This is a genomic window from Amycolatopsis sp. CA-211722, assembly GCF_056828465.1.
Genome location: NZ_CP184752.1, coordinates 460244 through 473070, shown reverse-complemented (window position 1 = coordinate 473070; position 12827 = coordinate 460244). Strand labels below are relative to the sequence as shown.

Here is a 12827-nt window from a genome sequence, read left to right as displayed (position 1 = left end):
CTAATTGCGGTTGTTGTGTGTGTGAGGTTCGCGGGATCGCAGAGCAAGATTCAATAACGGTGAAAAATGCCTACTGAAGTCGGGCTGGTCCCCGGATAGGTTCTTCCGGCGAGGCCGAACCATCGCGTCGTCAAGGGCACGGCGCGGCGCCGGGGCTCACCGTCGGGGGTGTGTTCGAGCGGTAGGCAGGTTCCGAGTCCAGGCCTCGAGTGAGGGCACGTACTCATGAACAGATCCCGCGTACCCCGATGGGCGATCCGCTCGTCGGCCGCGGTCTTCGCCGCGTTGCTCGTGACGTCCGTGACCGGGGCGTCCGCTGCCGCGCAGGATGTCCCCCTCGCGGACGGCGTCACGCCGGCGAAGATCGACCGTAACGGATTCCAGGGGAAGGTCGAGCCGAAGCTCAAGGCCGCCCAAGGCAAGATCACCGCCTTCGTCGAGCTGGCCAAGCAGCCCGCCGTCGACGCCTTCAACGCCGAGCAGAACAAGGGCGCGGGCAAGGAAAAGGCGAAGAAGGCCGCGAAGGACGCCAAGGCCGACGCCGCCGCGACGGTGAACTCCGTCGTCGGGCAGCTCAAGGCCGCCGACGCCGGCACCCAGCTGGTCACGCAGACCGCCAACGCGGTCGCCGGCGCGGTCGTCACGGCCGACGCGGCGAAGATCCGCGAGCTGGCGAAGCGGCCGGACGTCGTTTCGGTCAAGAAGGTCGTGCCGAAGACCCGCACCAACTCCAGCGCGGTCCAGCTGACCAACACGCTCGCCTCCTGGCAGCAGACCGGCCGCTACGGCGACGGCATCCGCGTCGGCGTGATCGACGACGGCATCGACTACACCCATGCCACCTTCGGCGGCCCGGGCACGGCCGAGGCGTACAAGGCGATCAACCGCGACCAGGCCACTCCCGCCTTCCCGACCGACAAGGTCGTCGGCGGTATCGACCTGGTCGGCGACGCCTACGACTCGGGCAGCGACGACCCGGCCCTCAACACCCCGAAGCCGGACCCCAACCCGATCTCGTGCGGCCACCACGGCACGCACGTCGCGGGCACCGTCGCCGGTTTCGGTGTGGACGAAGCCGGCAAGACCTTCACCGGTGACTACAAGAAGCTGAACAAGAAGAAGATCGAAGCGATGCGGATCGGCCCGGGCACCGCGCCCAAGGCCCTGCTGTACGCGATCAAGGTCTTCGGCTGCGACGGCTCGACCAACGTCACCTCGCAGGCGCTCGACTGGTCGCTCGACCCGGACGGCGACGGCGACTTCACCGACCACCTCGACGTGGTGAACCTGTCGCTGGGCGGCGACTTCGCCACCCCGGACGACCCGGACTCGCTGTTCGTGCGCAAGATCGCCGCGAACAACGTCGTCCCGGTGTTCTCCGCGGGCAACGGCGGCGACCTCAACGACGTCGGCGGCGCGCCGGGCAACACGCCCGAGGCGCTCACCGTCGCCAGCAGCCGTGACGCGTCCGTCCTTCGCGACGCCGTCGAAGCCGTCGCTCCCGACGGCGTGAAGGGCGCGAAGACCGGCCAGTTCAGCCAGAACTACGCGACCTACGACACGCTCGACGTCACCGCGCCGGTGGTCACGCTGTCGGCCGACAACGCCGTCGGCTGCAAGCCGTACTCCGAGGCCGACAAGGCCAAGGCCGCGGGCAAGATCGTGTTCCTCGAATGGGACGACAACGACGCGACCCGCGCCTGCGGTTCGGGCGCCCGTTCGAACAACGCGCAGGCCGCCGGTGCCAAGGGCGCGCTGTTCTCCTCGACGCTGGAGCACTTCTCGGCGGGTATCGCGGGCAACGCCGCCCTGCCGACGTTCCAGCTGACCGGCAGCGCGACCGCCTCGGTGCGCCCCGCGGTGGCCGCGGGCACGCTGCAGGTCCGCATGACCGGCAAGGGCCGCGTGTCCGTGCCGACCACCGATCAGTCCATTGTGGACACCCCGAGCTCGTTCACCTCGCGTGGCGGGCGCGGCCCGGCCGTCAAGCCGGACGTCGCGGCGCCCGGTGACTCGATCTCGTCGGCGTTGTCCGGTAGTGGAGCGGGCCGCCTGGTCATCTCCGGGACGTCGATGGCGGCTCCGCACACCTCGGGTATCACCGCCCTGATCCGTCAGGCGCACCCGGACTGGTCGGTCGAGGAGGTCAAGGCCTCGGTCATCAACACCGCGGGCCACGACATCCGTGACGCGTCGGGCCGGGTCTACGGTCCGCAGCGCGTCGGCAGCGGCCGGATCGACGCGAAGGCCGCGCTCGACAACCAGGTCCTGGCCTACGTCGTCGACAACCCCGGCTTCGTCTCGGTCAACTTCGGCGTCGTCGAAGCGGGCGGCCCGGTCACCCTGACCAAGACGGTCAAGGTGGTCAACAAGGGCATCAAGCCGGTCGAGTACTCGGTGGGCTACGAAGCCGTGAACTCGCTCCCCGGTGTCGAGTACACAGTGGACAAGCCGACGGTGAAGCTGAGCCCGCGCGGTATCGCGCTGGTGAAGGTGACCCTGAAGATCGCCGACCCCAAGGCGCTCCGCAAGGTCATGGACCCGACCATGGCGGCCACGCAGGTCGGCCTCGCCCGGCAGTTCGTGGCGGACGCCTCCGGCCGGATCGCGTTCACCCCGAAGAGCGGCACGACCGTTCCCCTGCGGCTCTCGGTGTACTCCGCGCCGAAGCCCGTCTCGTCCATCAACACCCCGGGCAACGTCAACTTCGGCGCCGGCCAGAACCAGGCCGTGCTGAACCTGACCGGCAAGGGCGTGGACCAGGGCTCCGGTGCGCAGCGGTACCGCTCGCTGATCAGCGTGCTCGAACTGCAGGCGGAATCCCCGCAGCTGCCGGAATGCGACGGCGACGTCACGACCGACTGCACGCTGAACCAGACCGCCAAGGGTGCCGACCTGCGCTACATCGGCGCGGCGTCGACCGCTCCGCTGGCGAAGGCGCAGGGTGAGCCGGAGAACGCGTTGCTGGCCTTCGGTCTCACCACCTGGAGCGACCTGGCCAACCTGGGCAGCAACACCTCGCCGTTCGTGGACATCGACACCACGGGCGACGGGCAGCCGGACTTCGAGACCTATGTGACCAAGGTGACGTCGACCGACGTCCTCGTGGCGGTCACCGTGGCCCTGAAGCCGGGCTTCCCGCAGGTGGACATCCAGCCGATCAACGGCCAGCTCGGCGACGTCGACACGAACGTGTACGACACCAACGTCGTCGTGCTGCCGGTGAGCATCGCCGCGCTGGGCATCGACCCGAACGCCGCGTCGCACAAGATCAGCTACACCGTCGGGACCTCCGGGTTCTACGCGGCGCCGGGCGCGGACTCGTCGACGATCGACTACGTCGGCACGCCGCTTTCGTTCGACGCCTTGGCTCCCGCGTACACCGTCCAGGGCGGCGGCGACTCCGCGCTGGGCTACGTCGCGAAGCCGGGCACGGCGCTGGTGGTCAACCGCAACGCGGCCGCGCAGGACACCGTGCTGGGCCTGCTGGCGATCGAGCACCACAACGCCTCGGGCAACCGGGCGAACGTGGTGAAGATCCAGACGAACAACGGCAACGGCGGCACGGGCGTCGACCGGCCGGGCAACGGCGGGCGGCACACCGGACGTCAGCCGATCGGTGTGGGCTGACGCGATAGTGCGCTGACCCGCGTTCGATGAGGTGAGGGACGCCCTGGCGGCATGCTTTGCGCCAGGGCGTCCCTTCTTGTTTTCACTCTTTCGGCTGTCTCGCTCTGTGGGAGATTCCGGCATAAGGGTGGTGCGGCTACGGCTACCGGGCTACGGCCGGTAACCTTCCGCTGCTGGCGTTTTCTTGCGGATGGGCCATCCGGACTGCCGGTGGCCTGGTCTACGGAGGTGTGTGGATGCGGCTCGCGGTGATCCCAGGAGACGGGATCGGGCCCGAAGTGGTCTCCGAGGCGCTCAAGGTGCTCGGTGAGGTCGTACCGACTGCGGAGATCACGAACTACGACCTCGGCGCCGCCCGGTGGCACTCCACCGGCGAGCTGCTCCCGGAGTCGGTACTCGGTGAACTCCGTCAGCACGACGCGATCCTGCTGGGCGCGGTGGGCGACCCGACGGTGCCGAGCGGCATCCTGGAGCGCGGGCTGTTGCTGCGCCTCCGGTTCGAGCTCGACCACCACGTGAACCTGCGCCCGGCCCGGTTGTACCCGGGTGTGCGCGGACCGCTCGCCGAGGCGGGCGAGATCGACATGGTCGTCGTGCGTGAAGGCACTGAAGGCCCGTACGCGGGCAACGGTGGCCTGCTGCGGAAGGACACCGAGAACGAGATCGCGACGGAGGTCAGCGTCAACACGGCGTTCGGCGTCCGGCGCGTGGTGACCGACGCGTTCAACCGGGCCGAGGCGCGGCCGCGCAAGCACCTGACGCTCCTGCACAAGACGAACGTGCTGGAGTACGCGGGCTCGCTGTGGTCGCGGATCGTCGAAGAGGTCTCGCTGGAGCACCCGGAGGTGACCGTCGCCTACTCCCATGTGGACGCCGCGACCATCCACCTGGTGACCGACCCGTCCCGCTTCGACGTCGTGGTGACGGACAACCTGTTCGGCGACATCATCACCGACCTGGCGGCCGCCGTGACCGGTGGCATCGGGCTGGCGGCGAGCGGGAACCTCGACATCACCCGGCGGAACCCGAGCATGTTCGAGCCGGTGCACGGCAGCGCGCCGGACATCGCGGGCCAGGGTCTCGCCGACCCGACCGCCGCGGTGCTCTCGGTCTCGTTGCTGCTGGACCACTTGGGACAGAAGGAAGCGGCGCGGCGGATCGAGGCCTCGGTGGCCTTCGACCTCGCGACCCGCGACCAGGCGTCGCCCGGTGCGACGCACGCGATCGGTGACCGGCTGGCGGCCCTGGTGTCGTCGAACGTGCGCCCGGTCACTCAGTAGTTCTTGGAAGTACGTGAAGGCCCCCTTCATTGCGCTGGACGCAGTGAAGGGGGCCTTCACGTACTTCGGGGCCTGGCGACCTGGTGGTGTGTCGCGAAAGCCACTTTCGCGACGCCTGGTGTCCCGAAAGTGGATTTCGCGACGCACCCGATGCGACCTCGCTCCGCGTGTCGCGAAAGCCACTTTCGCAACCTTCAACGTTGCGAAAGTGGCTTTCGCAACGCCTGCGACCCGGGGATGCGTCCCGAAGTGTGGAACCTTTCGCCCGGCTTGTGGACGCCCGGCGAAGCGTGTGCCATGATGCGTCCGTGACCTCCTGCACCATCATTATCGCCGAGCGCGCCGGATAACAGCTCCACAAGAGCCCCCGGCGCGCAACCTCTCGCACCCATGCGGGAGGTTTTTTTGTTGCCTGAACACGTTTTGCCACCACCACGAGGAGATTCCCGTGACCCGCAAGGAGCCCGCCGATACACCGCTCGGCGACGCCTTCCACCTGTACGACACGACGTTGCGCGACGGCGCGCAGCGTGAGGGGATCTCCTACTCCGTCACGGACAAACTGGCGGTGGCGAGGCTGCTCGACGATCTCGGGGTCGGGTTCATCGAAGGCGGATGGCCGGGCGCGCTGCCCAAGGACACGGAATTCTTCGCCCGCGCCGCTTCGGGCGAGCTGAAACTCCGCCACGCCGCGCTCGTCGCCTTCGGTGCGACGCGCAAGGCAGGCACCAAGGCCGAGCAGGACCAGCAGGTGCGGGCCCTGCTCGATTCCCAGGCGCCGGTGGTCACCCTGGTGGCCAAAGCGGATCTGCGCCACATCGAACGCGCGTTGCGGGTCGACGTCGACGAAGCGTGCGAGATGGTGCGCGACACCGTCGCGTTCCTCGTCGGTGAAGGACGTCGCGTCTTCCTTGACGCGGAACACTTTTTCGACGGCTACGCGTTCTCCCCGGACACCGCGCTGAAGGTGCTCGACGCGGGAGTGAACGCGGGTGCCGACGTCGCCGTGCTGTGCGACACCAACGGCGGGCAACTGCCGCTCGGTCTCGCGGAAACCGTCCGCGAGGTCAAGGAAAGGACCGGATTCCGGCTCGGAATCCATTGTCAGGACGACACTTCCTGCGCGGTGGCGAATTCCGTCGCCGCCGTGCAGGCCGGCGTGACGCACGTCCAGTGCACCGCCAATGGTTACGGCGAGCGGGCGGGTAACGCCGATCTTTTCGCCGTGACAGGGAACTTGGTGACCAAGCTCGGTATGGAGGTGCTCCCGACCGGAGGCGCCGCCGAGCTCACCCGGGTCTCCCATGCCCTTGCCGAAATCGCGAACATCGCCCCCTACACCCACCAGGCTTACGTAGGGGCGTCGGCCTTCGCCCACAAGGCGGGACTGCACGCGAGCGCGATCAAGGTGGATCCGTTGCTGTACAACCACATCGATCCAGCTTCCGTCGGCAACGACATGCGGGTACTGGTCACCGAGATGGCCGGCAGGGCCAGCCTGGAGCTCAAGGGACGTGAGCTCGGGGTCGACCTTGCCGGCCAGCCCGAGGCGCTGACGAGCGCCGTGAAGAAGGTGAAACGCCTCGAATCCGAAGGCTGGTCCTTCGAAGCCGCGGACGCCTCACTGGAACTGCTGCTGCGGCGGGAGGTCGACGGCCCGCAGAGCGACGTCCTCGACGAACCGCCGTTCGAACTCGAGTCCTACCGGGTCGTCCTCGACCACCGGTCCGACGGCGAGGTCGTCTCCGAGGCGACGGTGAAGGTGCACGTCGCCGGGCAGCGCGTGATCGCGACCGCCGAGGGCAACGGCCCCGTGCACGCGCTCGACGCCGCCCTGCGCGAGGCGCTCAGCCCGCATCTGTCCTGGTTGGACAGTGTGGAGCTGGCCGACTACAAGGTGCGGATCCTGCCCGGCCATCCGGGCACCGACGCCGTCACCCGCGTGCTCGTCGAGACCAGCGACGGCGAGCGCGAGTGGACCACCGTCGGCGTGCACGGCAACATCGTCGAAGCGAGCTGGCTGGCGCTGTGCGACGCGCTCGTGCACAAGTCCCTCAGGGAGGGCCCGGCGTGAGGAGTCGTACAGTGGGGGAGTGCGTCTAGCCCGAATTGCTCATCCCGGTGGTGTCGCGTTCGCTTCGATCGAAGGGGACGGCGATGACGCCCAGGTACTGGAAATCGCCGAGCACCCCTTCGGCAACCCCAACTTCACCGGCAAGCGCTGGCCGCTCGCCGACGTCCGGCTGCTCGCGCCGATCCTGCCGTCGAAGGTGATCGCGGTCGGCCGGAACTACGCCAAGCACGCGGCCGAGTTCGGCAACGAGGTCCCGCAGGACCCGATGCTGTTCATCAAGCCGTCGACCACGGTGATCGGGCCGAACGTGCCCATCCGCCGTCCGCGTGGCGTCGGCCGGGTCGACTTCGAGGGCGAGCTGGCGATCGTCATCGGCCAGCCGGTCAAGAACGTGCCCGCCGCCCGCGCGGCGAGTGCGATCCTCGGCTACACCGTGGCGAACGACGTCAGCGCCCGTGACCTGCAGAAGTCCGACGGCCAGTGGGGCCGGGCGAAGGGTTTCGACACCTTCTGCCCGCTGGGCCCGTGGATCGAGACCTCGCTCGACCCGGCCGACCTCGCGCTCAAGTCCGAGGTGGACGGTGTGCTCAAGCAGGACGGCCGGACGTCGGACCTGGTGCACAAGATCCCGGAGCTGGTCGAGTTCGTGTCCGGGGTGATGACCCTGCTGCCCGGTGACGTCATCCTGACCGGCACGCCCGAGGGCGTCGGCCCGATCGAGGACGGCCAGTCCGTGTCGATCACCATCGAAGGCATCGGCACGCTGACGAACCCGGTCCAGGACGTCTGACGCGCTATGAACGGTCCGTTCCTTGCAAATTTTGCAAGGAACGGACCGTTCATGGCATCCGGACGCTAACCGGCCGGTTCCATCGCCCGCCGCGCGAACGCCGGGGCGTGCTCGGGCCGCAGCCCCAGCCCCAGCAGCCGCGCGGGGAGGTAGGACAGCACGGGGAACCGGCCGAACAACTTCACCATCACCGGCGGCGGACCGTTGCGCTCGCCCGCCATCACCGGCCCCATGACGTTCTTGTGCAGCATCCGCTGCAGTCCCTGCACCAGCATCGTGGGCGCGAGACGGCGCTTGCGGACCTTCGCCAGATCCGCCACCGACGGCCTGCCCCGCCGCAGCGGCTCGGCGAGCAGGGTGGCGGCCGCGACCGCGTCCTGCACCGCGAGGTTGATGCCGACCCCGCCGACCGGCGACATCGCGTGCGCCGCGTCACCGATGCACAGCAGCCCGTCGACATGCCACTTCCGAAGCAGATTCATCTTGACGTCGAGGAATTTGACGTCGTCCGTCGTCTTCAGCTCGTCGACCCGGTCGGCCAGGTCGGGCAGGATCGCGGCCACGTTCTCCCGGAACGCCTCGATGCCGTTTTCGCGGAGGTCCTGGCCCTTGGGACTGAGATAGGCGATCTGGAAGTAGCCCTTGCGCGGCAGCGGCACGGCGAAGCGGCGATCCCGCATCTTCGGCGTGAGCATGCCCTCGCGTTCCCCCTCTCGCCGCGAGATCCGGAACCACCACGCGTCGAACGGGATGGGGTAGTCCTTCGTCATCAGCCCGGCCTCACGGCGGGCCAGCGACCAGCGGCCGTCCGCGGCGATCACCAGATCGGCGCGTAGTTCGCCGGTCTTCCCGTCGGCGTCGCGGTAGCGGACCCCGCTCACCCGGCCCTGTTCGAAGATCAGCCCGGTCATCTCCGTGCTCTGGCGCAGCGTGAACCCGGTCTCCTTCGCGCCGGCGTCGGCGAGCAGGTCCAGGAAATCCCACTGCGGGACCATCGCGATGTACGGGTGCGCCACCTTCAGCCGGGTCAGGTCGGCGAGGCGCATCATCGTGCCGTCCTCGGCCGGGAAACCGGCGTAGGCGATCTGGCTGTGCGGCAGGCTGAGGAATTTCTCGCTGAGGCCCAGCTCGTCCAGCAACGTCAACGTCGACGGGTGCACGGTGTCGCCGCGGAAGTCTCTCAGGAAGTCCTTGTGCTTCTCCAGCACTGTGACCTCGACCCCGGCCCTGGCCAGCAGCAATCCGGCGACCATGCCCGCGGGGCCACCGCCGACGACCACGCAGTTCGTGCGTTCGCTCATCCGTCCCACCCCTTCGAAACCCTTATTCATCACTTGTTGAATAAGCTCAGCATGCACCTGCCCGGCCGGTGCGTCAAGCGCCATCCGGGCGGATACGCCGTTCGGGCTATGGCCGGGATCTCACCGGTCCGTGGACCGTGTCTACTGTCCAAAAAGGACGAAGATGGCGCGGGAAAAGTCCCGGAAGGACGCCGATCGCGGAAATGCCCTTGTGGACGGTCCGCGACTCGAAGCGGCGTAAGGATTTCGTTGCCGTCACAGGGTGTGCGCACCCCGAATCGACCAGGAGGCGACGGCGTCGTAATTCACCCGGCCGCTCGCGTTAGCCGTTGGCCGGTAACTAAAACACGTCATCTCACCAACTGGGAGTAGAGTGCCCGCGCCGGAACAGACCAGCCTTAATCACCTCATCGGCAGAGTCGCGATCGCGCTGAGTGCCCTAGCCTCACTTGGTGGATTTCGCTCTCGTGCCCCGGACCCCGTCACGAACCACGCCGGACGCTCCGGACGGAGCGCCGTGGGAGCCGCCGGAGTTACGGTTGGTGTGCCTCGACATCGATGACACGTTGATCGACTGCACGGCGGCGATCCGGCTCAGCCTGGGGGCGCTCACCGGCCGGAACGACCTTTGGCCGCTGTGGGATCTCATCACCGAAGAGCATGTCGCGCTGGTGGTGGCGGGCGAAATCGATTACGCGACCATGCATCACAGGCGTACTGAATGTTTCCTGGCCGAGATCGGCATTTTGGCCGACGAAGACCAGGTCAGCGGCTTCGAAAGACGTCGTCGTGAAATTCTCACTCGTTCGTGGCAATTGTTCGAAGATGTCGTCCCGTGCCTGGAATGGTTGAGAGCCGCGGGTGTCCTCGTGGCCGCCGTCACGAACGCCTCCGGCGCACATCAGCGCAAGAAGATCGCCGACCTCGGGCTCGCCCGGTTCTTCGACCACGTGGCCATCGCCGGTGAACTCGGAGTAGCCAAACCGGACCCGGCGATGTTCCACTCTGTCTGCCTCGGCCTCGGCTGCGACCCGGCTCAGGCGGTCCACGTCGGCGACAAGCTCGACACCGACGCCATCGGCGCCCGCGACGCCGGCCTGGGGGCCGTCTGGCTCGATCGGGACGGCATCGCCGAGCGCGCCCCGGCGGGCGTGCACACCATCTCCGGTCTCGACGAGCTGCCTGAGCTGCTCGTTTCCGAGTTCGCCAAGCTCGGCGTCCCTGTTCAGCGCGCTACGGAGACCCCCGCTTTCACGGTGCGGAACAGCGTGCTCTAGTATTCTTTCTCGTGCGGCACCGAGCCGGTCAAGGCCGGAACGGTACCTCACTGGGGTATGGTGTAATTGGCAGCACGACTGGTTCTGGTCCAGTTAGTCTAGGTTCGAGTCCTGGTACCCCAGCTGGAGAACTCTCCGGAGTGAAACACAGAGTGACCCCCCTGCGAAGGCGGGAAACCCGGTCTGGTAAGTTTCTCCACAGCAACACAGCAGGTGAACAACTGAAAACCTCCTTCTGAAGGAGGAAGTTCCTAGCCCCCGTCGTCTAGCGGCCTAGGACGCCGGCCTCTCACGCCGGTAGCGTGGGTTCGAATCCCATCGGGGGTACAAGCGGTATCCAATCGAAAAGTCCCGACCGTAGCGGTCGGGACTTTTTGCATTTCGGTGGAGCTCGTCACGTCGTCGGCCCTTTCCGCGGCTACGACTGTTTCCGGTACCTGTGAGCTGCGTGATTTCGAAGAGGCGACGAAGCAGCGCCTCGGCGAACGCTCCGTCCTGGGCCGCTGTCGTCCACTGTGGTCAGAACGGCTTCGGGCAGTTGTCCTCATGAAGTCCGGCGTGGGGCACCGGGACGCCGCGGTTGTTCTTGCGCCGCCCGAGACTGTGGAAGACCCATTCCGCGGAAGGGTTAGGCCTTTGTCCGAGGGCGTCCTTGCGATTTCGCCCTCGGGGTCTCGGCGAAGGCCGCGCCACGTGCCCGACCAGATCATCGCCGTGCCCGCCCTGCCACACACCATGACCGGCAAACGAGTCGAGGTCCCCGTCAAACGCGTCCTCCAGGGCGCCGCACCGGCCAGTGTCGCCAACCCCGCCGCCCTCGACGACGCCGACGCGCTCGCCCGGTTCGCCACGATCGCGGCCGACCGGAAAACAGCCACGGACAAGCTCGACTGAGGGTTCAGCATCGGGCGTCGCGTTCGGCGGCGGTGAGCCGGGCGGTGCGGTCGGCGAGCGGACCGCCCGCGCGGAGCAGGTCGCTCAGGGTTTCCAGTGGTTCGGGGACGACGCTGTACCAGCTCCAGGTGCCGCGTCGTTCTCGTTCGAGGATGCCGGCGGAGACCAGTACCCGCAGGTGGTGGCTGAGTGAGGGCTGGGGCATGTCGAATTCTTCGGCGAGGTCGCAGAAGCACGCCTCGCCACCGGGGGAATACCGCACCAGTGACAGCAGACGGATCCGCACCGGGTCAGACAGCGCCTTGAACAGTTTCGCGGCCGTGTCGGCCTCGCCGGGGTCGACGACCGCGGCGGGTTCGGCCATGAGCAGCGTGACCGCGACCGGTTTCCGGGTGCGGCTGTTCTCGCTCGTCACGTGCCCTCCCCCGCGCAAGATGCTTCTCGCGGTCCACCCTACCGGCTGGATTGACAAAGCTCGATACAAGCTCTTCAATTGCATTGACAGAAGTCGATCCAGTGGTCTCGTGAGGAGACGCCATGCCCCATGCGACCGAGGGATTTCCCGGCCGTGAGGTGCTGGACCAGCTCGACCGGATCACCGACGAGCTGACCGACCGGTTCCATGGAACATTCGGCCGCAAGATGGAGGAGACCTTCCGGCTGCTGGATCGCTCGACGACGGTCAAGATCCATCTGCCGACGCTGACCGCTCATTTCGCCTGGGAGCGGCTGGTCGACCTCGCCAAGGTCGACGGGCTCACGCTGGTGACCGCGCCGCGGGTGCTGTTCGTGTGCGTGCACAACGTCGGCCGTTCCCCGCTGGCCGCGGCGCTGCTCGATCACCACGCCTTCGGGCATGTGATGGTCCGCTCCGCCGGATCACAGCCCCAGGGCGGGATCCCGCCGGTGATCACCGAGGCGCTGGGGGAGAAGCCGCTGACCGACGAGGTCGTCCGCGCCGCCGATGTCGTGGTCACGATGGGCTGCGGAGACGCGTGCCCGATCTTTCCCGGCAAGCGGTACCTGGACTGGGACGTGGCCGACCCGATGGGACAGCCGCTGAGCGTGGTCCGCGGCATCCGCGACGACATCGGCCGCCGCGTGCGGCACCTGCTCGACGAACTCATCGACTGACATCCCCGCAAGGAAAGGAAACCGGGCATGACCCGCACGCCGGAAGTGCTGTTCGTCTGTGTCCACAACGCCGGCCGCTCGCAGATGGCCGCCGCGCTGTTGCAGCACTACTCGCTCGGGCGGATCGCCGTCCGCTCGGCGGGATCGGAGCCCGCCGAGAAGGTCAACCCGGCCGCCGCGGCCGCGCTCGCCGAATGGGGCCTGGACATCACCGCCGAGGTGCCGAGCAAGCTGTCCACTGAGGACGTCGAGGCCTCCGATGTGGTGATCACCATGGGCTGTGGTGACACGTGCCCGGTGTTCCCTGGCAAGCGGTACCTCGACTGGCCGCTGGAGGATCCGGCCGGGCAGGGCGTGGACGCCGTGCGCCCCATCCGCGACGAGATCGACCGCCGCGTCCGTGGCCTGGTCGCCGAAATCCTCGACGCCTGACCCCTCGCCTCCCGC

10 protein-coding genes and 2 tRNA genes are annotated in these 12827 nt (G+C 67.8%); 10 read left to right on the top strand and 2 right to left on the bottom strand.

The genetic code is table 11. From position 1 onward, the window contains the following. Positions 1–225 precede the first annotated feature (225 nt). The 4 genes from ACOCEP_RS02230 to ACOCEP_RS02215 all read left to right on the top strand — a co-directional run bounded on the left by ACOCEP_RS02230 (position 226) and on the right by ACOCEP_RS02215 (position 7774). Positions 226–3630, top strand: a complete 3405-nt coding sequence (locus tag ACOCEP_RS02230; protein ID WP_482335505.1) for a S8 family peptidase — start codon at positions 226–228, stop codon at positions 3628–3630. A gap of 236 nt (positions 3631–3866) precedes the next feature. Then, positions 3867–4910, top strand: coding sequence for a 3-isopropylmalate dehydrogenase (locus tag ACOCEP_RS02225; RefSeq protein ID WP_007031599.1), 1044 nt, complete (start codon positions 3867–3869; stop codon positions 4908–4910). 448 nt (positions 4911–5358) lie between these two features. Then, positions 5359–6984 (top strand): citramalate synthase, encoded by a 1626-nt coding sequence (cimA, locus tag ACOCEP_RS02220; RefSeq protein ID WP_482335504.1) that lies wholly within the window; start codon positions 5359–5361, stop codon positions 6982–6984. A gap of 19 nt (positions 6985–7003) precedes the next feature. Further along, the gene (locus tag ACOCEP_RS02215) at positions 7004–7774 is read left to right on the top strand and encodes a fumarylacetoacetate hydrolase family protein (protein WP_482335503.1); all 771 of its coding nucleotides are present in this window, start codon (positions 7004–7006) and stop codon (positions 7772–7774) included. A gap of 65 nt (positions 7775–7839) precedes the next feature. Here ACOCEP_RS02215 and ACOCEP_RS02210 read toward each other — a convergent pair whose 3' ends face one another. Next, entirely contained in the window at positions 7840–9075 is a 1236-nt protein-coding gene (locus tag ACOCEP_RS02210; RefSeq protein WP_482335502.1) for an FAD-dependent oxidoreductase, read from the bottom strand. Between the two features lie 542 nt (positions 9076–9617). Here ACOCEP_RS02210 and ACOCEP_RS02205 point away from each other — a divergent pair. From ACOCEP_RS02205 to ACOCEP_RS02190, 4 genes are all read left to right on the top strand, one after another. Next, positions 9618–10352: an HAD family hydrolase gene (locus ACOCEP_RS02205; protein WP_482339544.1), complete on the top strand. Its 735-nt coding sequence runs from the start codon at positions 9618–9620 to the stop codon at positions 10350–10352. Between the two features lie 51 nt (positions 10353–10403). Next, positions 10404–10475 (top strand) — tRNA-Gln (locus ACOCEP_RS02200). Positions 10476–10606: 131 nt separating this feature from the next. Continuing rightward, positions 10607–10679, top strand: a tRNA-Glu gene (locus ACOCEP_RS02195). Positions 10680–11045: 366 nt separating this feature from the next. Continuing rightward, entirely contained in the window at positions 11046–11246 is a 201-nt protein-coding gene (locus ACOCEP_RS02190; protein ID WP_482335501.1) for a hypothetical protein, read from the top strand. 4 nt (positions 11247–11250) lie between these two features. Here ACOCEP_RS02190 and ACOCEP_RS02185 read toward each other — a convergent pair whose 3' ends face one another. Further along, on the bottom strand, positions 11251–11661 hold the full coding sequence (locus ACOCEP_RS02185) for an ArsR/SmtB family transcription factor (protein ID WP_482335500.1): 411 nt from the start codon (positions 11659–11661) through the stop codon (positions 11251–11253). 122 nt (positions 11662–11783) lie between these two features. Between ACOCEP_RS02185 and ACOCEP_RS02180 the strand changes: the two genes are divergently transcribed. Both ACOCEP_RS02180 and ACOCEP_RS02175 read left to right on the top strand, forming a co-directional pair. Further along, positions 11784–12380: an arsenate-mycothiol transferase ArsC gene (locus tag ACOCEP_RS02180; RefSeq protein ID WP_482335499.1), complete on the top strand. Its 597-nt coding sequence runs from the start codon at positions 11784–11786 to the stop codon at positions 12378–12380. 27 nt (positions 12381–12407) lie between these two features. Then, positions 12408–12812 (top strand): arsenate reductase ArsC, encoded by a 405-nt coding sequence (locus tag ACOCEP_RS02175; RefSeq protein WP_478234302.1) that lies wholly within the window; start codon positions 12408–12410, stop codon positions 12810–12812. Positions 12813–12827: the final 15 nt, after the last annotated feature.

Coding starts and splice junctions, on each gene's coding strand:
- ACOCEP_RS02230 (WP_482335505.1), top strand. CDS start 226: ATGAACAGATCCCGCGTACCCCGATGGGCGATCCGCTCGTCGGCCGCG.
- ACOCEP_RS02225 (WP_007031599.1), top strand. CDS start 3,867: ATGCGGCTCGCGGTGATCCCAGGAGACGGGATCGGGCCCGAAGTGGTC.
- ACOCEP_RS02210 (WP_482335502.1), bottom strand. CDS start 9,075: ATGAGCGAACGCACGAACTGCGTGGTCGTCGGCGGTGGCCCCGCGGGC.
- ACOCEP_RS02180 (WP_482335499.1), top strand. CDS start 11,784: ATGCCCCATGCGACCGAGGGATTTCCCGGCCGTGAGGTGCTGGACCAG.
- ACOCEP_RS02175 (WP_478234302.1), top strand. CDS start 12,408: ATGACCCGCACGCCGGAAGTGCTGTTCGTCTGTGTCCACAACGCCGGC.